Origin of the sequence: Streptomyces sp. NPDC091279 (genome assembly GCF_044757465.1) — a bacterium.
Lineage (GTDB): Bacteria > Actinomycetota > Actinomycetes > Streptomycetales > Streptomycetaceae > Streptomyces.
Genome location: NZ_JBIVVA010000001.1, coordinates 464604 through 488769, shown reverse-complemented (window position 1 = coordinate 488769; position 24166 = coordinate 464604). Strand labels below are relative to the sequence as shown.

Genomic DNA, 24166 nt, shown 5'->3' with positions numbered 1-24166 from the left:
CCATGGCACAGGGCACGGTCCAGGTGACGCACACCGGTACATCGCGGTGGCGGCGCCGCACGGGTGAGTACGCGTCGCTCGCCGCCGCCCTGGAGGCCGCGGCCGACGGTGACGTGCTCACCGTCGCTCCCGGCACCTACCGGGAGAACCTCGTCATCGAGCGGGCGGTGACGCTGCGCGGCCCCGAGGGCGCCCCCGGTTCCGTCCGGATCGCGCCGCTGGACGGCGTGCCGTTGACCGTGCGCGCCTCGGCGGTGGTCCAGGACCTGCATGTGGAGGGCCAGGACTCGGCCGCGCCCGCGCTGCTCGTCGAGGAGGGCACGCCGGAGCTGACGGACGTCCGGATCGTCACCCGCTCCGCCGCCGGCATCGAGGTGCGCGGCGGGGCCCGGCCGACCGTGCGGCGCTGCACCGTCGACAACCCGGCCGGGGTCGGGATCGCCGTACTGGACGGTGGCGGTGGGGTGTTCGAGGAGTGCGAGGTCGTCGCGGCCGGGCAGTCCGGGGTCGCGGTGCGCGGGGGTGCCCATCCCCGGCTCGACCGCTGCCGTATCCACCACACGTCGGGCGCGGGGCTGACGGCGACCGGGGAGAACTCCTCGCTGGAGGCGGTGGGGTGTGAGATCTACGAGGTGCGGGGCAGCGGTGTGCAGATCACCGCGCGTGCCACCGCGCACCTCACAGACTGCGATGTGCACCGCACCACGGCGGACGGTGTCACGCTGGACACCGACGCGGTGCTGACCCTGGCCGACTGCCGCATCCATGACATCCCGGAGAACGCGGTGGATCTGCGGTCCCGTTCGGTGCTGACGCTGACCCGCACCACGGTCCGGCAGTTCGGGCGCAACGGGCTGTCCGTATGGGACCCGGGCACGCGCGTGGACGCCAACCAGTGCGAGATCTTCGACAGCACCGGCGACTATCCGGCAGTGTGGGTCAGTGACGGCGCCACCGCCGTGCTGGACTCCTGCCGGGTGCACGACGTGCCGGACGCCCTGTTCGTCCTCGACCGGGGTTCACGGGCGGACGTCGTCGACAGCGACCTCTCCCAGGTGCGCAACACGGCGGTGTCGGTGAGCGACGGCGCCACCGCGCAGCTCGACGACTGCCGTATCCGGGACGCGGCGACGGGCGCCTGGTTCCGCGACCACGGCAGCGGCGGCACGCTCAACAACTGCACCCTGGACGGCACCCAGACCGGCGTGATCGTCACCAAGGGCGCCGATCCGACCATCGAGCGGTGCACGGTCGACTCACCGGCCGAGGCGGGCTTCTATGTGTCGGCGGGCGGGCGCGGGACGTTTCTGCACTGCCGGGTGACGGGCAGCGGCGGCTACGGCTTCCATGTGCTCGACGGCTGCCGGACGACGTTGCGCAAGTGCCGTACGGAGCGGTGTTCGCGCGGCGGGTACGAGTTCGCGGACCTCGGCCCGGACACGGCGCCCGGCACCGGTCCTGAGATAGAGGAGTGCACCAGCGACGAGAGCGGCGGCGTCCGCCCACCCTCGGCGGCGCCGGAGCCGGTCGTGCAGACCGCCGTCCAGTCCCCCGGGCTGCTCGGCGCGATCCCCGGTCAGCGCGTCGCGGAGCAGCCGATGCCCGCCGCCGAGGACCCGGCGCCGTCGGCCCGCGAGTCCAAGGACGTGCTGGGTGAGCTGGACGCGCTGATCGGTCTGGACAGCGTCAAGCGCGAGGTGCGGGCGCTCACCGACATGATCGAGGTGGGCCGGCGCCGTCAGAAGGCGGGGCTGAAGGCGGCCTCGGTCAAGCGGCATCTGGTCTTCACGGGCTCCCCCGGCACCGGCAAGACGACGGTGGCCCGGCTGTACGGCGAGATCCTGCACTCGCTGGACGTGCTGGAGAAGGGGCATCTCGTGGAGGTGTCCCGGGTCGATCTGGTGGGTGAGCACATCGGCTCGACGGCGATCCGTACCCAGGAGGCGTTCGACCGGGCGCGCGGCGGGGTGCTGTTCATCGACGAGGCGTACGCGCTCTCGCCCGAGGACTCCGGCCGGGACTTCGGCAAGGAGGCCATCGACACGCTGGTGAAGCTGATGGAGGACCATCGGGACGCGGTCGTGGTGATCGTCGCCGGGTACACGGCCGAGATGGAACGGTTCCTTTCGGTCAACCCCGGTGTGGCGTCCCGGTTCTCACGGACCATCACCTTCAGCGACTACGGGCCCGAGGAGCTGCTGAGGATCGTGGAGCAGCAGGCCGAGGAGCACGAGTACAGCCTGGCGGCCAGTGCGTCCCCGGCGCTGCTGACGTACTTCGCGGACCTGCCCAAGGGTCCGGCGTTCGGCAACGGCCGTACCGCGCGGCAGACCTTCGAGGCGATGGTGGAGCGGCACGCGAGCCGGGTCGCCCAGCTCCCGGAGCCGAGCACCGACGATCTGACGCTGCTCTACGCGGAGGATCTGCCCGGGTCGGCCTGAGTCGGCGCCGGTCGCCTGGCCGGTGTCGCCGGGCGGGGTCCTGGCAGGCCGGGGGTGAGCCGGGCGAGCAGCGCGGCGCGTTCCTCGGCGAACGCGGGGTCCGCCTGGTAGTCGGAGTGGCCGAGGATCGGTGCCGGGAGCGGGTGCGCCGCGGTGCGGCCGTAGGCGAGGGGGTCCTTCAGGGGCGGCCGGTCGACCTCGGGTCCGCAGTCGCCGGGCAGGGCGACGGGGCCGCCGATGGGGTCGGTGAGGCGGTAGAGGTTGCGCCAGCAGGCGACGTCCTGGTGCAGGGCGCTGAGCGCGTCGGGCCCGAAGTGGGCCGGGAACCAGCGGCCGTAGAGGCGTTCCAGCGGGGAGCCGTAGGTGAGCAGGGCGATCCGGCTGCGGACGGACGGGGTCAGCTGCCAGGCCGCGGCGGCGGCGAGCACGCTGCCCTGGGAGTGCCCGGAGAGCACCAGGCGGCCGCCGGTGGCACGGGTCCAGGTCGCCATCCGCCAGGTCAGGTCGGGAACGGCGCGTTCCGCGTAGCAGGGCGGGGCGAAGGGGTGGGCGGCGCGCGGCCAGAAGGTGCCGACGTCCCACAGGATGCCGATGGTGCGGCGGGCTGCGGGGTCCTTGTAGGCGCGTCGGCCCCAGGTGACGAACAGGACGAAGCCGAAGCCGATCAGCCAGGACCCGAGCGCCTGGGAGGTCTCGGCGGCGCCGTGCACGACGGCGTAGGCGGGGCGGGCGGCGTCGTCGGGGGTCCGGTCGGTGGTGAACGCGCCGACGAGGGCCACCGCGCCGAGGAACAGGGTGGTGCCGGAGGTGACGGCGACCAGGAGCGGGGCGCGGTCGGTGAGGGTGGCCATCGCGCGCACGGTGGCGATCCGGCGGGTGCGGGCGGCGTCCGTCGGTTCGCCGGGGTGGTCGAGTTCGACGGTGGCGAGTTCGGCGCGGCGCAGTCTCCAGGCGCGTCGGCCGAGGTGGGCGCAGAGCACCAGCACGACGACGATGAGGGCGGGGATGACGGACGCCTGCCAGGTCAGCAGGACGGGTGGCCCGGGGATGGAGGTGCCGGTGCCGTCCAGCCAGTCGGAGACCCGCTGGGCGACGCCGCCGGACATCACGCCGCCGAGGGCGCAGGAGAGCATCGCGACGGCGGGTCCGGCCAGGCCCCGCATGGCGGCGCGGCGGTCGGGCCGGGTGGCGTGCAGGACGCGGGCGACGACGGCGAGGGCGACGACGAGAGCGCCCTGACCGAGGGCGAGGGTGCCGAAGGCGGCGTCGCCGGGGAGCCGTCCGGCGGACTGCCAGCCGGGGCGTTCCCACCCGGCGTGGACGGCGGCGAGGGCCAGCAGGGCGAGGGCGCCGAGCGGGAGGCGTCGGACCAGGTGCTCGTCGAGGCGTTGGTCGAGGCGGTTCTCGCTGCGGCCCCGGCGGCACACCACCCACACCACGACGACGGCGGTGGCGAACAGGGCCACGACCAGGAGCTGGCCCAGCGTGTCGAGGGCCGCCGAGCCGCCCGGGGCGCGGTCGAAGCGGGCGGTGGACGCGGTGAGCGCGGCGGCGACGGTGAGCAGCCCGGCCGCGGTGTGGGCGGCGCGCAGCCGGGCGACCAGTCGGCGCCCGTACCAGAAGCCGGGGCGGTCGAGGCCGGCGCGGTCGGTGTCCTCGTCGGTCTCGGGGTCGTGGGTGAGAGGGCGCGCCGACTCGTAGGCGCTCCAGGTGCGCCGGGAGAGGTACCAGAGCAGGCAGGTGAGCGCGGTGGGGACCAGGGCGGCCAGGACGAGGCGGCGCCCCGGCCGGCTCCACCAGCCGTGGTGCGAGGCGTCGGGTGACATGAAGCCCAGCCAGGTGTGCCGCTGGGCGCAGCCGTGGGTGCCCGCGCACTGCCAGGCGGCGAGGTCGAGGGCGACCTCGCAGGCGGCGGCGACCAGCAGCACCGTCAGGGTCAGCCCGGTGAGCCGCACGAGCAGCCCGTAGCAGCGCACGGTGCGGCGGCGGCCGTGGGTCGCGGGGCGCATCCAGTGGGCGAGGTTGACGACCATGAACGGCAGCAGGAGCAGCCACAGGGCGCGGGCGCTGTTGCCGGAGGTGAGGTTGCACCAGACGTAGGCCTCGGGAACGGGGTCGCCGCGTCGGGCCTCGGGGCTGTCGTCGGGGCGGGTCTCGGCGTCGACGTCGTCGGCGCGGCGGAAGACGGCGGCCGTGTCGTCGCCGGTGATCCGTACCGTGCGCGGGTCGTCGAGCATCTCCTGGGGTGTCGTGCCGCCCACTCCGTGGACCAGGAGTTCCAGGGCGGCGCCGGTGTGTTCCGTGGCCCGTTCCACTGTGGTGTCTCCCCCGTGGTGTGCCGTCTCCGGTGTCCGTGCGGGCCCAGGATGTCCGCCGGGGGGCGTGCCCACACCACTCGTCACGGAATCTCCCCGATCCGGGTGACAAGCGAGCAACGGGTGAGACGTGGGTGTCCGGTGGGCATCGGGTGGTGGGGGCACGGCCGTGCCGTCCCGTGCGAGGATGGGGCGTCCGCGCACCGGGACCGGGAGGAACGTCCTTGTCACAGCGGGTGCGCCGGGCGTGTCGGACGGCTTGAGGCGAAAGGAACCGGAGCGTACGTGAGTGAGAATCAGAACCTCCTCGCGGAGCAGCGGCGGACCCTGATCCTGGACGAGGTCCGGCGCCGGGGCGGGGTGCGGGTCAACGAGTTGACGCGCAAGCTCGGTGTGTCGGACATGACCGTGCGCCGCGATCTGGACGCGCTGGCCCGGCAGGGTGTGCTGGAGAAGGTGCACGGCGGTGCCGTTCCGCTGGTGGAGGCGAGCACCCACGAGCCCGGTTTTGAAGCGAAGTCGGGGCTCGAACTGTCGGCCAAGGAGGACATCGCGCGGGCGGCGGCCCAGTTGGTGGCGCCGGGGAGCGCGATCGCGCTGTCGGGCGGGACGACGACGTTCGCGCTGGCGCACCAGTTGCTGGACGTCGCGGATCTCACCGTCGTCACGAACTCGGTGCGGGTGGCGGATGTGTTCCACGCGGCGCAGCGGGTCTCGGGGCCCCGGCCGGGTGCGGCGACGGTGGTGCTGACCGGCGGGGTGCGCACTCCGTCCGACTCCCTGGTGGGTCCGGTGGCCGATCAGGCGATCGGGGCGCTCCACTTCGATGTGCTGTTCCTCGGTGTGCACGGCATATCGGTCGAGGCCGGTCTGTCGACGCCGAACCTCGCGGAGGCGGAGACCAATCGGCGTCTGGTGCAGTCGGCGCGCCGGGTCGTGGTGGTCGCCGATCACACCAAGTGGGGTGTGGTGGGCCTGAGTTCGTTCGCGACGCTGGACCAGGTCGACACGTTGGTGACGGACTCCGGACTGCCGGACGAGGCCCGTGCGGAGATCTCGGAGCAGTTGCGCACCCTGGTGGTGGCGGGCGAACCGGAGCGCTGAGCCCGCGAGGCACGGACAGTTGACGGGCCGTCAGCCAGCGTGCCACGGTCTGCCCAACTGCACTTCTCAGCCAAGGGAGTTGTGGTCCATGTCCCGTCAACTGCGGCCGGTCGGTCCTGACTTCGTCGAGAGCGCACCCGTCCGGCTGGTGTACGAACGGGAGGTCTCGGCAAGCCCCGAGGCCGTCTTCCACGCGCTCGCCGAGGACGTGCCCGGCTGGCCCGAGTGGTTCTCCGCGGTGACGCTGGCCCGGACCTCCGACGACGGCGGGCGCCGTGAGATCCGGCTGCGGGTCGGCGCCCGGTTCGAGGAGACGGTGCTGACCGCGAGGGCGTCGGAGGTGTACGCGTACCGCGTCGACACGGCCAACGTGCCGGGGCTGTGGGCGCTGGCGGAGGAGTGGCGGCTCACCCCGGCCGGTACGGGTACGCGGGTGCGGTGGACGGGAACGCGCCGTTCCGGCTGGTCGTCAGGGCGGCGCGGGGTGGGCTCGGGCGGGCCTTCCGCCAGGCGGCGGTGGCCCTGGACCGGCGGCTCGCGCGGTGAGCGGACCGGGTCAGCAGGGCCAGACGCCGGTCTCCAGGAGCGAGGCGATCGCCGTCGCGTACGGGGCGATGTCCAGACCCTGGCGGGCCAGCCAGTCGTCCGAGTAGTACTTGTCCAGATAGCGGTCGCCCGGATCGCACAGCAGCGTCACCACGCTGCCCTGCCGTCCCTCGGCCACCATCTCCGCGACGATCTTCAGCGCGCCCCACAGCCCGGTGCCGGTGGAGCCGCCCGCCTTGCGGCCGATGGCCTGTTCCAGCGCGCGGACGGCGGCGACGCTCGCGGCGTCGGGCACCTTCATCATCCGGTCGATGGCGCCGGGCACGAAGCTCGGTTCCATGCGGGGGCGGCCGATGCCCTCGATCCGGGAACCGCGCTCGCAGGTGACGTCCGGGTCGCCGGTGGTCCAGCCCTGGTAGAAGCAGGAGTTCTCGGGGTCGGCGACACAGACCCGGGTGTCGCGCAAGGTGTAGTGGACATAGCGGGCCAGCGTGGCGGAGGTGCCACCGGTGCCTGCCGTGGCGACGATCCACGCGGGCTCCGGGTACCGCTCCAACTCCAGCTGGCGGAAGATCGATTCGGCGATGTTGTTGTTGCCGCGCCAGTCCGTGGCGCGTTCCGCGTAGGTGAACTGGTCCATGTAGTGGCCCCCGCTCTCCACCGCGAGGCGGGCCGACTCCTCGTACAACCGGCGTGAATCGTCCACGTAATGGCATCGGCCGCCGTGGAACTCGATCAGGCGGACCTTCTCGGCGCTGGTCGTGCGGGGCATGACCGCGATGAACGGCACGCCGATCAGCTTGGCGAAGTACGCCTCCGACACCGCTGTCGAACCGCTGGACGCCTCGATCACCGGGCGGTCCGGTCTGATCCAGCCATTGCACAGGCCGTAGAGGAAGAGGGAGCGGGCGAGCCGGTGTTTGAGGCTGCCGGTGGGGTGGGTCGACTCGTCCTTCAGATACAGGTCGATGCCCCAGCGCTCGGGGAGCGGGAAGCGCAGCAGGTGGGTGTCGGCGGACCGGTTGGCGTCGGCCTGCACCTTGCGGACGGCTTCTTTCAGCCAGTCCCGATAGGCGCGGTCGCTGCGGTCCACGTCGAGGGTCACGGCGGGCCCGGGCTGTCGGGTGGTGCTCACGGCGGGGCTCCTTACAGTGGCGGCCGACGGCGTTCCACGCGGCCGACACCTCGATCATAAACACCTTGCTCACGCTTCTCACCTGCATAAACACAGCTTTGGGGCGCTCAAAGGCAGACCTGGGGCAGTACCGCGCCCGACGGTGGGGCGCAGGGGCGCGAGTGCTCCGGGCTGCCGGTGTGCGCCGGTTGCGCGCACTGGTGCTCGCCTCCGGGCGGGGGCAGACTGCACCATGGGGACGGCACACGGGATCACCCAAGGAGCCGGAGCCCGCCCGCACGGGCCGGCCCGGACCTCAAGCGCATGAGGGGGCGGACAGCATGGCTGACCCGGAGTTCACGGCGATGGGCGTGCGGATAGAACAGCGGCTGCGGTCGCTCACCCGGGCCGGGCAGGTCCGGATCAACGACGGCAGGCTGGAGTTGCTCACCAGTTACGGCAGCGAGATCGACAGCGCGCCGGTGCAGGCCGTGCGGGCGTCGAAGCCCTGGTTCGCGCCGGACGACCGGGCGCTCGCGGACCTCAACGGCAAGCGGTACCTGCTGACCCTGGGCGATCACGACCCCGCCCCCGGTCAGCCCGGGCCGCCCGCCGCTCACCGGTTCATCGAGGCCATACGGAAGGCGTCGGGGCGCGGCGGCTGATCGGCGCGCACTCTGGTCGCGGTCGGGGCGGGTGAACGCGAGTTGCGCAAGCCCGCCCCCTGCGTCACGCTGGTCTCACGTAACTCTGGGTCTACCGGCGATCACGCTGCGAACCAGCCCGCCGGGCACGACAGCAGGCGGCCGTTGACGAAGGCTCCTGCTGGATTCGTACTCCGTGTACGTCCGGATCTCTGAAGTCGTTCTTCCGGACCGCATCAAGTCGGGGAGTCGCAGCCGTGAGTCACCCAAGCAAGCACTGCGCAGTGGAGCTTCAGGCCCTGCCGCCGCGGATCGGACAGGTCCGCAGAATCGTATCGGCACAGTTGCGTTACTGGCATCTCGATGCCCTCATCGACCATGCCGCGCTCGGCGTCACCGAGTTGCTGACCAACGTCCACCGGCACGCGGCGCCCGACAAGACGTGCACCGTGGAGATCGAGCTGCTGCTCGACCGGCTCACCGTCTCGGTGCACGACCACGATCCGCGGCTGCCCGAGGTGCGGGACGTGGACCCGTTCGCGACCTGTGGGCGCGGGCTCGCCCTGGTGGCCGCGGTGAGCGAGAGCTGGGGCGTGCGCGCGAAGGGCGAGGCGGGCAAGTCCGTCTGGTTCACGCTGCCGACCGCTCCCCCGCCGGTACTGGCACCCGCGCGACCGCTGCGACGGCTCTCCGAGAAGCCGGTCCACCGGTTCCCGGAGATCGAGCACGCGCTCGACGGCCGCAGGGCGCCGACCGCCCCCGCCCGTTCGACCGTCCCCGGCTGACCAGCCGTTCCCGATCGACGCGACGGGCGTGCGGCCGAGCCGCGCGCCCGTGGACCGGACCCTGTGACGTGCTCCGCGACGGACTCGCCCATGACGTTTCGACGTCTGTACCTACCAGTAGGTACAGTGGCTCCATGAGCACCTCGGAGCGACTGATCGAGTCCACCCGCGAGCTGTTGTGGGAGCGCGGATACGTGGGGACCAGCCCGAAGGCGATCCTGGAGCGATCGGGCGCCGGGCAGGGCAGTATGTACCACCATTTCAAGGGAAAGCAGGACCTCGCCCTGGCGGCGATCGGGCGGACCGCGGACGCGTTCATGGCCGGCGCCGAGGCGGTGCTCGACGGGCCGGGGACACCGTTCGAGCGCATCGAGGCGTATCTGCGGCGCCAGCGGGACGTGCTGCGCGGCTGCCCGGTCGGGCGGCTGACGATGGACCCGGACATCGTGGCGGACGACGCGTTGCGCGCGCCGGTGGACGCGTCGCTCGACCGGGTCCGGGAGCGGATCGCCGGGATCGTCGAGGAGGGCAAGGAGCAGGGGCAGTTCGCGGCCTCGCTGGACGGCGAGGAGATCGCCTCGGTGGTCCTCGCGACCGTGCAGGGCGGCTATGTCCTGGCCCGCGCCGCCGGCTCCCCCGCCGCGTTCGACACGGCCGTGCGGGGGCTGCTCGCGCTGCTGGCGCCCCGCTGACCGGCACGCGGCCGCTCGGGTGGCGCCGTCGCAACGACCCTTTCCTCGACGGGAGTTCGCATGCCCTTTGTCCGGATCGACGCCCTGGGGGCTGATGCCGACCGGCTCGACGCGCTCGGGCGTGCCGTGCATGACTCGCTGGTCGAGACGCTGGGGATTCCGGCCGACGACCGCTTCCAGGTGCTGGTCGGCCACGACGGGGTGACCAGCACCCTGCGCCACGGTGACTATCTCGGGGTACGCCGGGACGACGGGATCGTCTACGTGGCGATCACCATGCGCTCCGGGCGCGGCACCGGGCGGAAACAGGCGCTGTACCGCCGTATCGCCGAACTCGCCGAGGCCTACGCGGGCACCGAGCCGCGCAATGTCTTCGTCACCGTGACCGAGAACGAGTCCGCGGACTGGTCGCTCGGTCACGGGTCGGCGCAGTACGTCGAGGGGTCGCCCTAGAACACCGGGGCGGCCGCGCGGTCAGTGGGCGGACCTCGCCTCGTCCTGCCGCCGCACCTTCTCGACGTTCGCCCTGCTGTCCGGCTCCTGGCTCGGTTCGCCCGCGAACCAGGCGTCGAGGATCTCGGTGAGGAGGGGCTCCGAGGTGAGGCGCAGGCTGAGGGCGAGGACGTTCGCGTCGTTCCAGCGGCGGGCGCCGGTCGCGGTGTACGCGTCGGTGCACAGGGCGGCGCGGACGCCGGGCACCTTGTTGGCGGCGATGGAGGCGCCGGTGCCGGTCCAGCAGCAGACGATCGCCTGATCGGCGTCGCCGTCGGCGACCTCGCGGGCCGCGGCGGCCGAGCAGACGGCCCATTCCGGGTCGTCCCCGGGGCTCAGTGCTCCGTGGGCCGTGACCTCGTGGCCGCGTTCCCGCAGGGCGGCGACGAGGGCGCGGGCGACCGGCTTGTCCATGTCCGAGGAGACCGAGATACGCATGCCGGAAGCCTACCGGGCGGCGCTCAGGACAGGGCCTCCAACGGGTCGTCGAGCACCGGCTGCCACGCCAACTCGGCTGCTCCGACCAGGCTGTTGTGGTCGAGGCTGCACGCGAGGACGGGGACGCCGCCGCTCTGGCCCCACAGGCTGCGGTCGGCGAGGACCGCGCGCAGCCGCTCGGGGTCGGCCTCCAGGAGGGTGCGGTGCAGCCCGCCGAGGATGATGCGGTCGGGATTGAGGATGTTGACGAGGGCGACGAGGCCCAGGCCCAGACGGTCGATGAGGGTCTCGACGGCGCTGCGGACGGTGGCGTCGTCGTAGTGGTCCCGGATCAGTTCGTTGGCCTGCTGGAGGAGGGAGAGTTCGGGTCCCGGTGCCCGGCCCGCCGCTCTGAGGAGGGCCGAGGTGTCCGCCTCGACGTCGAGACAGCCCCGGCTGCCGCAGTAGCAGGGGCGGCCCGCCGGGTTGACGGTGAGGTGGCCGACCTCCAGGGCGAGGCCCGAACTCCCGGTGTGCAGACGGCCGTCCAGCACCAGCGCGCCGCCGACGCCCCGGTGCCCGGTGGCCACGCACAGCAGGTCACGGGCGCCCCGGCCCGCGCCGTGCCGGTGCTCGGCGAGCGCCATCAGATTGACGTCGTTCCCGGCGAAGGCCGGTCCGGTGATCCCGGCCGCGCGCACGCAGTCGGCGAAGATCCGCCGCACCGGCTCGCCCGCCGGCCAGGCCAGGTGCAGCGGGTTGAGGGCGAGCCCCTCCGGTTCGGCGACGGCGGACGGGACGGCGAGCCCGGCGCCGACGCAGCGCCGTCCCGTCGAGCGCAGCAGCTCGGCGCCCGCCTCGACGACGGCGCCGAGGACCTTCGCCGGGTCGGCGTCGACGGCCTCGCAGCCCGGGGCGGTGGCGACGATCCGGCCGCCGAGGCCGACCAGGGCGGCCCGGAACCCGTCGGCGTGCACCTGCGCGGCCAGCACGACGGGGCCGTCGTCGGCGACGGAGAGCCGGTGCGAGGGCCTGCCCTGGGAACCGGCGGCCGCGCCGGGGCGGGCGTCGACCCGGATCAGCCCGAGCGCCTCCAGTTCGGCGGCGACCGCGCCGGCCGTCGCCCGGGTCACCCCCAGTTCGGCGGTGAGGACGGCCCGGGTGGGCGCGCGGCCGGTGTGCACCAGCTCCAGCGCGGGCCCGAGCGCACCGCGCCCCCGGTCCAAGCGCGTCCTGGAAGTGGTCCCGTCCCCCGGCGTCCGGGGATGCGCGTTGCCGGTCATGCAGGCGAGTCTCCCATGATCCGCTCGTGCCGTGTCCGCCGCGCCGGGTGAGAAACCGCCGACGCGCAGGGTGATGTTGAGGCGTCCGGTCAGGCCCAGTTGTGGGGGTGCGGTGCCCGCGTGCACCCGGGGTACGCCGTGGAAGGCGAGGCGGGCGGGGCCGCCGAACACGAACAGGTCGCCGCTGCGCAGTTCGACGTCGGTCCAGGGCCGGGCGCGGGTCTCGGTGTTGCCGAACCGGAAGACGCAGGTGTCGCCGAGGCTCAGCGACACCACCGGCGCGGGCGAGTGCTCGTCGGCGTCGCGGTGCATGCCCATGCGGGCGTCGCCGTCGTAGAAGTTGATCAGCGCGATGTCGTAGCGGGGGTAGGGGCCGGCCGCCGGGCCCAGGGCGTCGGCGGCGGCCTGCCGGGCGAGGTCGTCGAGCCAGGCCGGGAACGGTGTGACGGGGGCGCCGTCGCCGTCGACGGCGGTGTCGGCGTAGCCGTACGGGTACCAGTGGCGGCCCAGGCAGACCTGGCGGGCGGTCATCGCGGCGCCGCCGGGGGTGCGGACGGTGCGCAGCCCGGCCGGTGGGCGGGCCCAGTCACGGCAGGCCGCCACCAACTCCCGTTGCCGCCCGGCGTCCAGCCAGTCCGGCACATGGACCGCGCCGGGCGCGACCCGCGTACGGTCCCGGGGGAACAGCTCGGCATCCATCACTCCATCCTGCCCGAACGACGGTGAGCCCCGGCCCCGTCCACCCGTCCCGCCGGACCGAGGCCGTGCCGGGTGCTCTTCCTCTGCCCGTCCGCCCGGCCGCCCGGCCGCCCGACCGACCGGCCCTGAACTGCGGCTCCGATAGCCTGGAGGCACGATGAACGACCGTATGACGACGCCGTGGGGCGAAGTGGACCTGGCCCGCTTCCCCGAGGACCCGCGTGACCTGCTGCGTGCCTGGGACGCCGCCGACGCGTATCTGCTCGGGCATCTCGCGGACGAGAAGGTGCCGCTGTCCGGGACGGTCGTGGTGGTCGGTGACCGCTGGGGCGCCCTGGTCACCGCGCTGGCCGCACACGAACCCGCGCAGATCACCGACTCCTTCCTGACCCAGGAGGCCACCCGGGCCAACCTCGCGCGGGCCGGTGTTCCGACCGGCACGGTCCGGCTGCTGACCACGCAGGACGCGCCGCCCGCCCGCATCGACGTGCTCCTGGTGCGGGTGCCGAAGAGCCTGGCGCTGCTGGAGGACCAGTTGCGCAGGCTGGCGCCCGCGGTGCACGCGGGCACGGTGGTGGTCGGCGCCGGGATGGTGAAGGAGATCCACACCTCGACGCTCCAGCTGTTCGAGCGGATCATCGGCCCGACCCGCACCTCCCTCGCGGTGAAGAAGGCGCGGCTGATCCACTGCACGCCGGACCCGTCCCTGGTACGCGCCGTCAACCCGTGGCCGTACCGCTACGCGCTGCCCGACGGGATCGGGCCGGTCTCCGGGCACACCGTCGTCAACCACGCCGGGGTCTTCTGCGCCGACCGCCTCGACATCGGCACCCGCTTCTTCCTGCCCCGTCTGCCGACCGGGCCTGCCGGGCGCCGGATCGTGGACCTGGGCTGCGGCAACGGCGTGGTCGGCACGGCGGTGGCGCTGGCCGATCCGACCGCCGAGGTGCTGTTCGTCGACGAGTCGTTCCAGGCCATGGCCTCGGCGGAGGCGACCTACCGGGCCAACGGGGTACCCGGGCATGCGGAGTTCCGGGTCGGGGACGGGGTGACGGGGGTGCCGGACGGCAGTGTCGACGTCGTGCTGAACAACCCGCCGTTCCACGCGCACCAGGCGACGACCGACGCGACGGCGTGGCGGATGTTCACCGGGTCCAAGCGGGTGCTGCGCACGGGCGGCGAGCTGTGGGTGGTCGGCAACCGGCACCTGGGCTACCACCTGAAGCTGCGCCGCCTCTTCGGGAACTGTGAACTCGTCGCCGGGGACCGGAAGTTCGTGGTCCTGAAGGCCGTCAAGCGCTGACCCGGGGCGCGGTCACGGTCCGGTGCCGAGCAGTTCCACGATCCGGCGGGCCGCCTCGGCCATCGCCTCCCGGCCGTCGGTGAGGTAGGTGCGCGGGTCGACGGCGCCGGGGCGGGCGGCGAGGTGGTCGCGGACGGCGCCGGTCAGGGCGAGGTTGAGGGCGGTGCCGACGTTGACCTTGGTGATGCCGCCGGTGACCGCCGTGGTCAGTTCGTCGTCGGGGACGCCCGAGGAGCCGTGCAGGACGAGGGGGACGTCCAGGGTGGCGGCGAGGTGCTTGATGAGGTCGTGGTCGAGGGTGGCGGTGCGGGTCGTCATGGCGTGGCTGCTGCCGACGGCGACGGCGAGGGCGTCGACCCCGGAGTCGGCGACGAAGGCGTGCGCCTCGGCCGGGTCGGTGCAGGCGCCGGGTGCGTGGGCGGCCAGCGCGCGCTGGCCGTTCTTGCCGCCGATCTGTCCCAACTCGGCCTCGATCCAGAGGCCTTGGGCGTGCGCCCAGTCGGCTGCCGCGCGGGTCGCGGCGAGGTTGTCGGCGTAGGGGAGGCGGGCCGCGTCGTACATGACGGAGCTGAATCCGGCGTCCGGCGCCTGCCGCAGCAGGTCGTCGCTCTGGACGTGGTCCAGGTGCAACGCGACGGGAACGGCGGCCTGTTCGGCGGCGGCGACGGCCGCGCGGGCCAGCGGCAGGAGCCGTCCGAGGCGGAACGTGACGGCGTTCTCGCTGACTTGGAGGACGACGGGGCCCCGTGCCGCCTCGGCACCGGCGATGACGGCCTCCACGTGTTCCAGCGTGATGATGTTGAAGGCGGGGACCGCGCGGCGTGCGGCGGCAGCGCGGGTGATCAGCTCGCCGGTGGTGACGAGGGGCACGGCCGGCTCCTTTCCGGGGGCGTGGCTCAGGGGGCGAGGATCACCGAGCGGGTGAGGTGGCGGGGCTGGTCCGGGTCGAGGCCCTTGACCGCGGCGACGGCGACGGCGAGGCGGTGGACGCGGACCAGTTCGGCGAGCGGGTCCAGAGCGGACGGCACCCACAACGCGCCGGTGGCGCCGACCTGTTCGGCGAGTCCCTCGGGCGCCTCGCCGAGCATCCAGGTCGCCGTGCCGCCGGTGGAGATGCTGATGGGGCCGTGCCGGTACTCCATCGCCGGGTAGGTCTCGGTCCAGGCGAGGGCGGCCTCCCGCATCTTGAGGCCCGCCTCGTTGGCCAGGCCGACGGTCCAGCCCCGGCCGAGGAAGGCGAACTGCGTGGAGTCGACGAGCCCTTCGGGCAACGGGGTGGCCAGCGCGGTGCGGGCGTCGGCCACGACGGCGTCGGTGTGCAGGCCGAGGTGGGCGCGGAGCAGGGTGAGCGCGGTGGTCGCGAACCGGGTCTGCACGACGGAGCGTTCGTCGGCGTAGTCGAGGACCACGAGGTCGTCGGCGGCGGCCCTGACCGGGGTGTGCGGGTCGGCGGTGATCGCGGTGGTGCGGGTGCGGCCCCTCAACTCGGCCAGCAGGTCCAGGACTTCGGTGGTGGTGCCGGACCGGGTGAGCGCGACGACCCGGTCGTAGGCGCGTCCGTGCGGGAACTCGGAGGCCGCGAAGGCGTCGGTCTCGCCCTGGCCCGCGCTCTCGCGCAGGGCGGCGGCCGACTGCGCCATGAAGAAGCTGGTGCCGCAGCCGACGAGCGCCACCCGCTCCCCCGGTGCCGGAAGCGCCGCGCGGTGTCCCGGCGCCTCGGCGGCGACGCGGGTCCAGCAGGCGGGCTGGCTGATCAGTTCGTCCTCGACATGGGTCATCCGGGTGCCCCTCCCGACGGTCTGCTCATTCGTGCTGCTCGTTCGTGCAAGATATAGCCAACTTTCGAGCAGGAGTAAACATTCTCGGGAGGGGTGGGTGCGCTAGGGTCGCCGAAGATCGAGGATCGGAGTGCGCTGATGTCACGGGACGCCCGCTGGAAGGCGCTGCTGGAGCTGCTCGTCGAGCGCGGCCGGCTCGACGTCGAGGAGGCGGCGGCCGACCTGGAGGTGTCCGCGGCGACGATCCGGCGCGACCTCGACCAGCTCGCCGAGCAGCAGATGCTGGTGCGCACCCGGGGCGGCGCGGTCGTGCACGGGGTCTCGTACGAGCTGCCGTTGCGCTACAAGACCGCCCGGCGCGCCTCCGAGAAGCAGCGGATCGCCCAGGCGGTGGCGGAGCTGGTGGCGCCCGGCGAGGCGGTCGGGCTGACGGGCGGCACGACGACCACGGAGGTGGCGCGGGCGCTGGCGGTGCGCGGTGATCTCGGCTCCGGCACACCGGCGCTCACCATCGTCACCAACGCCCTGAACATCGCCAATGAGCTGGCCGTCCGTCCCCAGTTCAAGATCGTGGTGACCGGCGGGGTGGCGCGGGCGCAGTCGTACGAGCTGATCGGGCCGCTCGCCGACGGGGTGCTCGGGCAGATCACCCTCGATGTGGCCGTGCTCGGGGTGGTCGCCTTCGACGTCACCCACGGGGCCGCCGCGCACGACGAGGCGGAGGCCGCGATCAACCGGCTGCTGTGCGAGCGGGCCGAGCGGGTGGTCGTCGCGGCGGACTCCAGCAAGCTGGGGCAGCGGGCGTTCGCCCGGATCTGCGCGACGCGGGCCGTCGACACCCTGGTCACGGACACGTCGGTGAGCCCGGAGACGAGGCGCGGCTTCGAGGAGGCGGGGGTCACGGTCCTCACCGCGTGAGCCACCGGGCCGTCCCGGTGACGGTCGTGCCGTCGAGGGGGTTTCCGCCTACCCTTGAGGGGCGGACGCGGGTCCGGGCTGGGAGGCTGCCATGGGTGCGGAGGCCGGGGACCGGGACGCGGGCCCGCATTATCTGCCGATCGCCGAGCACGGGCTGATCGGCGATCTGCGCAGCGTCGCCCTGGTGGGCTCGGACGGCACCATCGACTGGTACTGCTGCCCCGACTTCGACGCGCCGAGCGTGTTCGCGGCGGTCCTGGACGCGGAGCGCGGCGGCGCCTTCGAACTGGCGGCGGCCCTGCCGGCCCGCACCAAGCAGTTCTACTTCCCCGACACCAACGTCCTGATCACCCGTTTCTCCACCGAGGACGGCGTCGGTGAGGTGCAGGACTTCATGCCGGTCGGCGCCGAAGGCACGGAGAGCGAACGGCACCGGCTGATCCGGCGCGTGGTGTGCGTGCGCGGGACGCTGCCGTTCCGGGCCCGGATCGCCCCGCGGTTCGACTACGGCGCCCGGCCGCACACCGTGCGTGTGGACGGCGAGGCGGTGGTCTTCGCGTCGGACGGGCTGTCGCTCGCGCTCACCTCGACCGTGCCGCTTGAGGTCCAGGGCCCGGATGCGCGGGCCGAGTTCAAGCTGACCGAGGGCGAGTCGGCGGTGTTCGCCCTGGACCAGGTCGGCGCGGACATCGCCCCGCGCCGGTGCGCGCGGGTGGAGGCGGAGCAGCAGTTCGCCACCACGGTCGCGTACTGGCGGCGTTGGCTGTCGGCGTCCAAGTACCGGGGCCGCTGGCGGGAGATGGTGCACCGTTCCGCGCTGACGCTGAAGCTGCTCACCTACGCGCCGACGGGAGCGATCGTCGCCGCCCCGACCACCAGCCTGCCCGAGCAGCTCGGCGGCGAGCGCAACTGGGACTACCGGTATGTGTGGGTGCGCGACGCGGCGTTCTGCGTGTACGCCCTGCTGCGGCTCGGGTTCAGCGGCGAGGCCGAGCAGTTCATGACGTTCGTGACCCGGCACATCAGCCCGGGCGACGGCAAGCAGCTGGGGCCGTTGCAGGTGATGTACGGCATCGACGGCCGCACCGATCTCACGGAGACCGAACTCCCGCACCTGGAAGGGCATCAGGGCTCGGCGCCGGTGCGGGTCGGCAACGCCGCCGCCGATCAGCTCCAGCTCGACATCTACGGCGCCCTGATCGACTCGATCTACCTCTACGACAAGTGGGCCCAGCCGATCTCCAGCGACCAGTGGGACGATGTGTGCGCCCTGGTGGACTGGGTGTGCGAGCACTGGGACCAGCCCGACGAGGGCATCTGGGAGACGCGGGGCGGGCGCAAGAACTTCCTGTACTCGCGGCTGATGTGCTGGGTGGCGATCGAGCGGGCGATCCGGATGGCCAGGCGGCGCGGGCTGCCCGCCGATCTGCCCCGCTGGGGCGGCAACCGGGACGCGATCTACCGGCGGATCATGACCCGGGGCTGGTCGGAGTCGCGCCAGGCGTTCGTGCAGTACGAGGGCGGCGATGTGCTCGACGCGGCGGTGCTGATGATGCCGTTGACGAAGTTCATCGCGCCCACCGATCCCAAGTGGCTGTCCACGCTGGACGCGCTGAAGAAGGATCTGGTCTCGGACTCGCTGGTCTACCGCTACGACCCGGTGGCGAGCCCCGACGGGCTGCGCGGCGACGAAGGGACGTTCTCCATCTGCTCGTTCTGGTACGTCGAGGCGATGGTGCACGCGGGCCGCGTCGAGGAAGCCCGGCTGGCCTTCGAGAAGATGCTCACGTACGGCAACCATCTCGGCCTGTACGCCGAGGAGATCAGCCACACCGGTGAGCAACAGGGCAATTTCCCCCAGGCGTTGACGCATCTCGGGCTGATCAGCGCGGCCTTCAACCTGGACCGTGCCCTGGGCTGAACCGGCCCTGCGGCATAGCCTCGTCGGTGGATCAGGACCCCACGACTGGAGCCGCCATGACGCGCCCCGCCGCCCCTCTCACGCTGACCCGGGTGCGGCTCGGTCCCGGTGGTCCGCTGGTCGCGCTGCGGATCGCGGACGGCCGAGTGGTCGCCGTCACCGGGCCGGACGACCTCGACGGTCCGGCGCTCGATCTGGACGGGCGGACCGTGCTGCCGGGGCTGTGGGACGCGCATGTGCACGCGGCGCAGTGGGCCGGGAACCGGCGGCGGGTGGATCTGGCCGGGCTCGCCTCGGCCCGGGAGGTCGCCGAGGCGCTGCGCCCGCACGCCGGCATCGAACCGGCCGTGCACGCGATCGGCGACCGGGCCAACTCCCTTGCCCTGGACGCCTTTTCGGCGGTGCGCTGCCGGGGCCGCGTCGAGCACGCCCAGCTGCTGACGGCCGAGGACGTGCCGAGGTTCGCGGAGCTGGGGGTGACGGCCGGGGTGCAGCCGACGCACGCCGTGGACGACCGTGATGTGGCGGACCGGCACTGGGCGGGGCGGACCGGGCGGGCCTTCGCCTACGCCGATCTGCTGGCGGCCGGGGCCGCCCTGGAGTTCGGCTCGGACGCTCCCGTCGCGCCGCTCGACCCGTGGGTGACCCTGGCGGCGGCCGTGCACCGCACCGGCGACGACCGGCCCGCCTGGCATCCGGAGCAACGGGTCACGGTGCGGGCGGCGTTGGCCGCGTCGGCGCGCGGCCGGGCCCTGGTCCGGGTCGGCGATCCGGCGGACCTGGTGATCGTCGACGTCGATCCGCTGGACGCCGACCCGGGCACGCTGCGCGCGATGCCGGTGCACGGGACGCTGCTGGGCGGGCGCTGGACGCACGGCCCGCTGTGACGGGGCGGGTGGCCCGAGCTGCCCGGTGAGCGGCCCCGGCTGACGGGGCGTCCGATGGCCGGGTGAGGAGTCCTGGCTCACGTTTCCCGACCGGATCTCTTACTTTCCGAGGCGACAAGCGAGCTTAGGTGAGGCTAACCTAATCAGCACGCCCGACCGGGAGGCCGTGCCGTGGGCGAGTCGTGCCACTCGCCACCCCGCGCCAACGGTCCCCGTGCTCCCCGGGCCATGACCGCGAGGGGACCGAACTGTGAGCACCGACGCATCCCGGCACACCACGCTCGACGGCCTGTTCCGTGCGCGCGCCGAACACCATCCCGAACGGGTGGCGCTCGTCGACGTCGCCGGGGACCGCCGGACGTGGACCTACCGCGCCTGGAACGACCGTGTCGCGCGCCGCGCGGCGGAACTGACCCGGCTGCGGCTCGGCGAGGGCGACCGGGTGGTCGTCCGACTCCCCGGCTCCCCCGGCCTGTTCGAGGAGGTCCTCGCCCTGGCCAGAATCGGCGCGGTCCCGGTCGTGGTACCGCCCGGGGTGCCCGAACCGGTGACACGTGCCGTGAGCCGCTTCACCGAGGGCGCCGACCCGGCCGACGGGGACGGCCTCGCGCTGCTCCAGTGCGCGGGCGACGAGGTCGGGGTGCCCCGTCTGGTGCCGCTCGACCACGCCGGGCTCGTCCGCACCGTGCGGGAGCGGGCCACCGTGCTGGGTCTCGACGACGAGGCCGACGCGGCCGACGAGTCCGACAAGTCCGACGCGGGCTTCAACGCGGGCGAGGGCGTCGTCCATCTGGTCGCGCGGCCCGAACTGACCGTCGGGGTACCGGGGTTGCTGGACTGGCTGGCCGTGCTGTGCGCCGGGGGCCGACTGGTGCTCGGCGCCGGGGGCGACCCGGACAGCGCGTTCCGGGTCGTCGCGGGCGAGGGGGTGACGCACACCGTGCTGCCCGCGCCGCTCGCTGTCCGGTGGACCAGTGCGGCCGCCCTCACCGCCTATGACCTGGGCAGTCTGCGGACCCTTGTGGTGAGCGGCGGCGGCTTCGAGGAGCGGGTGGCGCGTCGGGTGGCCCCGGCGTTCGGCTGTGCGCTGCGGCAGGTCTTCGGCGGCGCCGAGGGGATCGTCTGCGGGAGCCGGCCGCAGGACGGGACGGAGGCGGCCGTGACGGGCGGGATGCGTGCCGTCTCCGCCGGGCACCAGCTGCGGGTCGTCGACCAGCAGGGCCGGGACGTCCCGCCGGGCGCCGAGGGGCAGTTGCTCGGCCGGGGGCCCGGTCCGGAACGCCGGTACTGGCGCTCCCCCGAGCACGACGCCCGGCACTTCACGGCCGACGGTTTCCATCGCACGGGGGCGCTCGCCCGTACGACGGACGCGGGGCTGGTGGTCGTCGTCCGGGGACCGCAGCCGTCGACGGCCGTCCGCAGCACGGCCGTTCGGGTGGTGCGCGGGGTTCCCGCCGCAGCGGACCGGGCAACCCGGTCGCACCCGTCAGAGTCGCACCCGTCAGAAGGAAAGGCCGAGTTGACGCCTCCGATGTTCCCGTACGTCATGCCGACCCCCGCGATGCTGCCCGCCGATCAGACGGGCTGGGCCCTCGACGCCGCCCGGGCCGCGCTGGTGGTCCTCAATCTCCAGAACCGGTTCGTGCGGACGCTGGAGAAGGAGGCCGCACCGGTCACCGAACTCCTCGCCCACACACGCCGGTTGATCGAGACGGCCCGGGCGGCCGGGGTGCCGGTCATCCACTCGGTGCCGGCCGGGGTGCGCCGGGCGGGCGGCCGGGGTCCGGTGCCGTACGCGCGGCTGGTCGACCCCGCGACGGGGACGGACGCCGAGGGGTTCGCGGCGCAGGCCGAGCCGCGGACCGGGGACACCGTGCTGACCTCCCGCAAGTACAGCGCGTTCGCACGGACCCGACTGGACGGCCGGCTGCGGGAGTTGGAGCGCGACCAGGTGGTGATCCTGGGGGTGCACGCCCGGGCCGGTGTCCTGATGACCGCCGCCGACGCCTGGGCGCAGGACCTGGAGGCGTTCGTGGTCGCGGACGCGGTGGCCGATGTGTCGGCCGGTCACCACGAGTTCGCGTTGGAGTGGGTGGCGGACACCTGCGGGACGGTGATCGCGACGGACCGGGTGGCGGCGGCGTTCGGCGTGGGCCACACGGCGGCCGAGGCGGTCTGAGCGGACGGCCGCCCGCTTCTCGGGACGGGGCATGGGGCGGCCACGGGCCGAGGCTCCGGCCACGGTGACGTCGGGGCGGCCTCGGTGCGGTGGTCACCGTCGTCGCGCGGCCCGGCGTCCTGCCCGCCTCGCCGGGCAGGGTGCCGGGGCGCGCGGCTCGTGTCCCGTGGCCCGGGTCAACACGGCGGCGTCCAGGGGCTGTTGCTCGCCGGGCGCGTGGACAGGGCTCAGTGGTGGCGGCTCAGGTGTCGAGGGACGTGAGCCAGTCGATGAGGAGGCGGTTGGTCTCCTCGGGGCGTTCCTGCTGAATCCAGTGGCCGCAGTCGAGCAGCTGCGAGGCGGTGAGGCCGGGCAGGGTGGTGGGGTAGGCCTCGATGGCGTCGGCCAGCCAGGTGGTGGACGCGTCCAGCGAACCGCCCAGGAACAGCGAGGGCTGGCGGATCGGGGCGCCGTGCAGGTCGGCCAGGTCCTCCCAGTCGCGGTCCATGTTCCGGTACCGGTTCAGGGCGCCGGTCAGGCCGCTGCGCTCGAACTCCCCCGCGTAGACGTCGAGTTCATGTTCACCGAGCCAGTGCGGCAGGCGGCCTCGGGGAAACCGTTCGCGCAGGGTGGCGCCCCGGGTCACGAAGTGCGGGTCGGGGGCTTCCGGCGGGGGCATGGTGTCGGCGGACAGGGCCGCGTAGACACCGGCGAGCCAGCCGCGCACGTCGGGTTCGATCTCCGCCTCGGCGCGGCCCGGCTCCTGGAAGTAGGAGACGTACAGTTCCTCCTCGCCGCCGCCCATCGCCGCGAACACCTCGCTGGGCTTCGGGCCGCCGGGCGGCGTGTAGGGGACGCTCAGCAGGCCGACCGCGCGGAACACGTCCGGGCGCAGCAGCGCGCAGGCACCGGCGATGCCCGCGCCCCAGTCGTGGCCGACGATCACCGCGTCGCGTTCCCCGAGGGCCTCCACGACGGCGACCTGGTCGGCGACCAGGTCGGGCAGGCGGTACGCGTCCACCGCCGCCGGTTTGGAGGAACGGCCGTATCCGCGCACGTCGGGCGCGACCGCGCGGTATCCGGCGGCGGCCAGCGCGGGCAGCTGGTGGCGCCACGAGTACCAGGACTCGGGGAACCCGTGCACGAGCAGCACGAGCGGCCCCTCGCCCTGCTCGACGAGGTGGGTGCGGCCGGCCGGTGAGGGCACCAGCCGGTGGGTGCGGTCGGCGTCGGACGTCGGTGACATGGGGTTCCTCCGGGGCGGGGGCGCGCGGGCGCCGGGCGGCCAGGACCTGAACGCCGATCATCCTGCGCCGCCCGCTCTCCCCGCGAGGCGCCTTGCCGCTTCGGCAAAAGTGTCAGCGGGCCGGGGTGTCCGTGCCGCCGGGGCGCAGGGGGCGGGAGGTGCGCAGGGTGCCGACGGCCTTGAGGAGGCGGTCGGCGGGAGCGCGCAGGCCCGGGTGGGCGTTGACCGTGTTGCGCAGGCCGCGGACCGGGCCGCGCCACAGCCGGTGCGCGGTGGACACCGGGTGCGGGCGGGTCGCGAAGCCCTCGCCGACCCGCAGTTCCCGGGTCTTGAGCCAGTCCTTGTACTCCTTGTCGCCGCGCCCCAGGTCGAGCACGGTCACGCCATGCCGGGCGGCGGCCTCGGCGGTGCGCAGATGCATCATCAGGCCGGGCGAGTAGTAATGCAGTTCGGGGTCGTACGCGGTGAACCAGGCGGCGAGCACCGTGCGCGAACGGGGCCCGAAGTGGGCGGCGACCGGGCGGTCACCGGCGTACAGCACGGACAGGACGCCGGTGAAGTGGTCCTCGCGGACCTGGAAGAGGTGGTCGACCAGGTCGACGATCCAGGGCCGGGCGAACCGGTCCATGCGGCCGGTCCTGCGGTACTGGGCGGACTTCCAGCGCATCAGGGTGCGCAGCAGCGCCGGGTCCCGTTCGTCGAACTCGAACCTGAACTCCCCTATGTCCCGCCCGAGTCGGCGCTCCTTCTTCAACGTCGTCTTCGCGAGGCCCGGGTAGGCGCCGCGCAGCCACGGGGCGTATCCGCTCTCGTCCGGCTTGAGGTCGATCACCGGCGAGGCGAAGGTGCCGGTGACATGGCGGCTGAACGGCCCTTGTTCCGCCACGAGATGGTCGAACTCGAAGAGCGAGAGCCCGCAGGCGCGCAGCAGTTCATGGGCGTCCCAGGTCACCCCGGGCCGGTGGACGAGGGCCTGACAGTCCGACAGACCGAGCCCGATGGCCCGGCCGACGCCCCACACCGTGCGCTCGTAGGGGAGGAAGCCGACCGGTTCGCCGTTCTCGCGCAGCACCGCGCACCGTGCCCCGCCCCGGTGCCGGGCGACTCCGCTCGCGAACTCCGGTGCCAGGAACGGGTTTCCGTACGCGGGCGACTCGTCCATCGCCCGGTGCCATGCCGCCCGCAGTGCGGTGCTCAGCTCGTCGAACCGGTGGATCGTCACGTCCACGTCAGATCATCCGCCCTCTCGCAGGCTCCGCGCGGCACGCTCCGGCCGCGGTCGGCCGTCGCGCCGCGAACTGCCCGGCAGTGACCAAACGTCGCGAAACAGTACGCATGTTGTCAAGGGTGTCGGCCGCCTCGGTCCGCCGTGGAGGAGACGGCGTGGTCCAGCGTCCTCCGGGACCCTCCCATTCGGTAGGAA

At 73.4% G+C, this 24166-nt stretch carries 19 protein-coding genes and 2 pseudogenes; 12 read left to right on the top strand and 9 right to left on the bottom strand.

Going from position 1 to position 24166, the window contains the following annotated elements; all coding sequences use genetic code 11:
• Window positions 1-2: 2 nt before the first annotated feature.
• Window positions 3-2441 (top strand): right-handed parallel beta-helix repeat-containing protein, encoded by a 2439-nt coding sequence (locus ACIQOU_RS02025; RefSeq protein WP_401533061.1) that lies wholly within the window; start codon window positions 3-5, stop codon window positions 2439-2441.
• Here ACIQOU_RS02025 and ACIQOU_RS02020 read toward each other — a convergent pair.
• Window positions 2411-4756, bottom strand: a complete 2346-nt coding sequence (locus ACIQOU_RS02020) for a hypothetical protein (protein ID WP_401533060.1) — start codon at window positions 4754-4756, stop codon at window positions 2411-2413. The genes ACIQOU_RS02025 and ACIQOU_RS02020 overlap by 31 nt on opposite strands.
• 285 nt (window positions 4757-5041) lie before the next feature.
• Between ACIQOU_RS02020 and ACIQOU_RS02015 the strand changes: the two genes are divergently transcribed.
• Entirely contained in the window at window positions 5042-5860 is an 819-nt protein-coding gene (locus ACIQOU_RS02015; protein WP_401533059.1) for a DeoR/GlpR family DNA-binding transcription regulator, read from the top strand.
• 88 nt (window positions 5861-5948) lie between these two features.
• Window positions 5949-6406 (top strand): annotated as a pseudogene (locus tag ACIQOU_RS02010) (SRPBCC family protein).
• 10 nt (window positions 6407-6416) lie between these two features.
• On the opposite strand, the gene ACIQOU_RS02005 reads toward ACIQOU_RS02010, so the two are convergent.
• Window positions 6417-7541, bottom strand: a complete 1125-nt coding sequence (locus tag ACIQOU_RS02005; RefSeq protein WP_401533058.1) for a PLP-dependent cysteine synthase family protein — start codon at window positions 7539-7541, stop codon at window positions 6417-6419.
• Between the two features lie 320 nt (window positions 7542-7861).
• On the opposite strand from ACIQOU_RS02005, the gene ACIQOU_RS02000 reads away from it, so the two are divergent.
• The 4 genes from ACIQOU_RS02000 (at window position 7862) to ACIQOU_RS01985 (ending at window position 10094) form a co-directional block, all read left to right on the top strand.
• Window positions 7862-8185 (top strand): hypothetical protein, encoded by a 324-nt coding sequence (locus tag ACIQOU_RS02000; protein WP_401533056.1) that lies wholly within the window; start codon window positions 7862-7864, stop codon window positions 8183-8185.
• 236 nt (window positions 8186-8421) lie between these two features.
• Window positions 8422-8949: an ATP-binding protein gene (locus ACIQOU_RS01995; protein ID WP_401533055.1), complete on the top strand. Its 528-nt coding sequence runs from the start codon at window positions 8422-8424 to the stop codon at window positions 8947-8949.
• 134 nt (window positions 8950-9083) lie between these two features.
• Window positions 9084-9641: a TetR/AcrR family transcriptional regulator gene (locus ACIQOU_RS01990; protein WP_401533053.1), complete on the top strand. Its 558-nt coding sequence runs from the start codon at window positions 9084-9086 to the stop codon at window positions 9639-9641.
• Between the two features lie 60 nt (window positions 9642-9701).
• Window positions 9702-10094, top strand: a complete 393-nt coding sequence (locus ACIQOU_RS01985; RefSeq protein ID WP_401533051.1) for a tautomerase family protein — start codon at window positions 9702-9704, stop codon at window positions 10092-10094.
• 21 nt (window positions 10095-10115) lie between these two features.
• Here ACIQOU_RS01985 and ACIQOU_RS01980 read toward each other — a convergent pair whose 3' ends face one another.
• The 3 genes and pseudogenes from ACIQOU_RS01980 to ACIQOU_RS01970 all read right to left on the bottom strand — a co-directional run.
• Window positions 10116-10571, bottom strand: a complete 456-nt coding sequence (locus ACIQOU_RS01980; RefSeq protein WP_401533049.1) for an RpiB/LacA/LacB family sugar-phosphate isomerase — start codon at window positions 10569-10571, stop codon at window positions 10116-10118.
• Window positions 10572-10594: 23 nt separating this feature from the next.
• Window positions 10595-11833 (bottom strand): ROK family protein, encoded by a 1239-nt coding sequence (locus ACIQOU_RS01975; protein ID WP_401533610.1) that lies wholly within the window; start codon window positions 11831-11833, stop codon window positions 10595-10597.
• Window positions 11834-11908: 75 nt separating this feature from the next.
• Window positions 11909-12532: pseudogene (locus ACIQOU_RS01970) on the bottom strand (alpha-ketoglutarate-dependent dioxygenase AlkB family protein); the annotation flags it as partial.
• 169 nt (window positions 12533-12701) lie between these two features.
• On the opposite strand from ACIQOU_RS01970, the gene ACIQOU_RS01965 reads away from it, so the two are divergent.
• Entirely contained in the window at window positions 12702-13835 is a 1134-nt protein-coding gene (locus ACIQOU_RS01965; protein ID WP_401533609.1) for a methyltransferase, read from the top strand.
• A 12-nt stretch (window positions 13836-13847) separates the two neighbouring features.
• On the opposite strand, the gene ACIQOU_RS01960 is transcribed toward ACIQOU_RS01965, so the two are convergent.
• Window positions 13848-14705, bottom strand: a complete 858-nt coding sequence (locus tag ACIQOU_RS01960; RefSeq protein WP_401533047.1) for a ketose-bisphosphate aldolase — start codon at window positions 14703-14705, stop codon at window positions 13848-13850.
• A 26-nt stretch (window positions 14706-14731) separates the two neighbouring features.
• Window positions 14732-15613 carry an SIS domain-containing protein gene (locus ACIQOU_RS01955; RefSeq protein WP_401533046.1) on the bottom strand — a complete coding sequence of 294 codons (882 nt, stop codon included), beginning with the start codon at window positions 15611-15613 and terminating at the stop codon, window positions 14732-14734.
• A 138-nt stretch (window positions 15614-15751) separates the two neighbouring features.
• Between ACIQOU_RS01955 and ACIQOU_RS01950 the strand changes: the two genes are divergently transcribed.
• The 4 genes from ACIQOU_RS01950 to ACIQOU_RS01935 all read left to right on the top strand — a co-directional run bounded on the left by ACIQOU_RS01950 (window position 15752) and on the right by ACIQOU_RS01935 (window position 21518).
• Window positions 15752-16531, top strand: a complete 780-nt coding sequence (locus tag ACIQOU_RS01950) for a DeoR/GlpR family DNA-binding transcription regulator (protein WP_401533045.1) — start codon at window positions 15752-15754, stop codon at window positions 16529-16531.
• A 91-nt stretch (window positions 16532-16622) separates the two neighbouring features.
• A complete protein-coding gene (locus ACIQOU_RS01945) occupies window positions 16623-18452 on the top strand; it encodes a glycoside hydrolase family 15 protein (protein ID WP_401533044.1) in 1830 nt (609 codons plus the stop codon).
• A 56-nt stretch (window positions 18453-18508) separates the two neighbouring features.
• Window positions 18509-19339, top strand: coding sequence for an amidohydrolase family protein (locus tag ACIQOU_RS01940; protein WP_401533043.1), 831 nt, complete (start codon window positions 18509-18511; stop codon window positions 19337-19339).
• Between the two features lie 250 nt (window positions 19340-19589).
• Window positions 19590-21518, top strand: coding sequence for an isochorismatase family protein (locus tag ACIQOU_RS01935; RefSeq protein WP_401533042.1), 1929 nt, complete (start codon window positions 19590-19592; stop codon window positions 21516-21518).
• A 241-nt stretch (window positions 21519-21759) separates the two neighbouring features.
• Here the strand turns inward: ACIQOU_RS01935 and ACIQOU_RS01930 are convergent, their stop codons facing one another.
• Together ACIQOU_RS01930 and ACIQOU_RS01925 are read right to left on the bottom strand one after the other, a co-directional pair.
• Complete coding sequence (locus ACIQOU_RS01930; protein ID WP_401533040.1) at window positions 21760-22743, bottom strand: alpha/beta fold hydrolase; 984 nt, start codon at window positions 22741-22743, stop codon at window positions 21760-21762.
• Window positions 22744-22855: 112 nt separating this feature from the next.
• Window positions 22856-23971 (bottom strand): GNAT family N-acetyltransferase, encoded by a 1116-nt coding sequence (locus tag ACIQOU_RS01925; RefSeq protein ID WP_401533038.1) that lies wholly within the window; start codon window positions 23969-23971, stop codon window positions 22856-22858.
• Window positions 23972-24166: the final 195 nt, after the last annotated feature.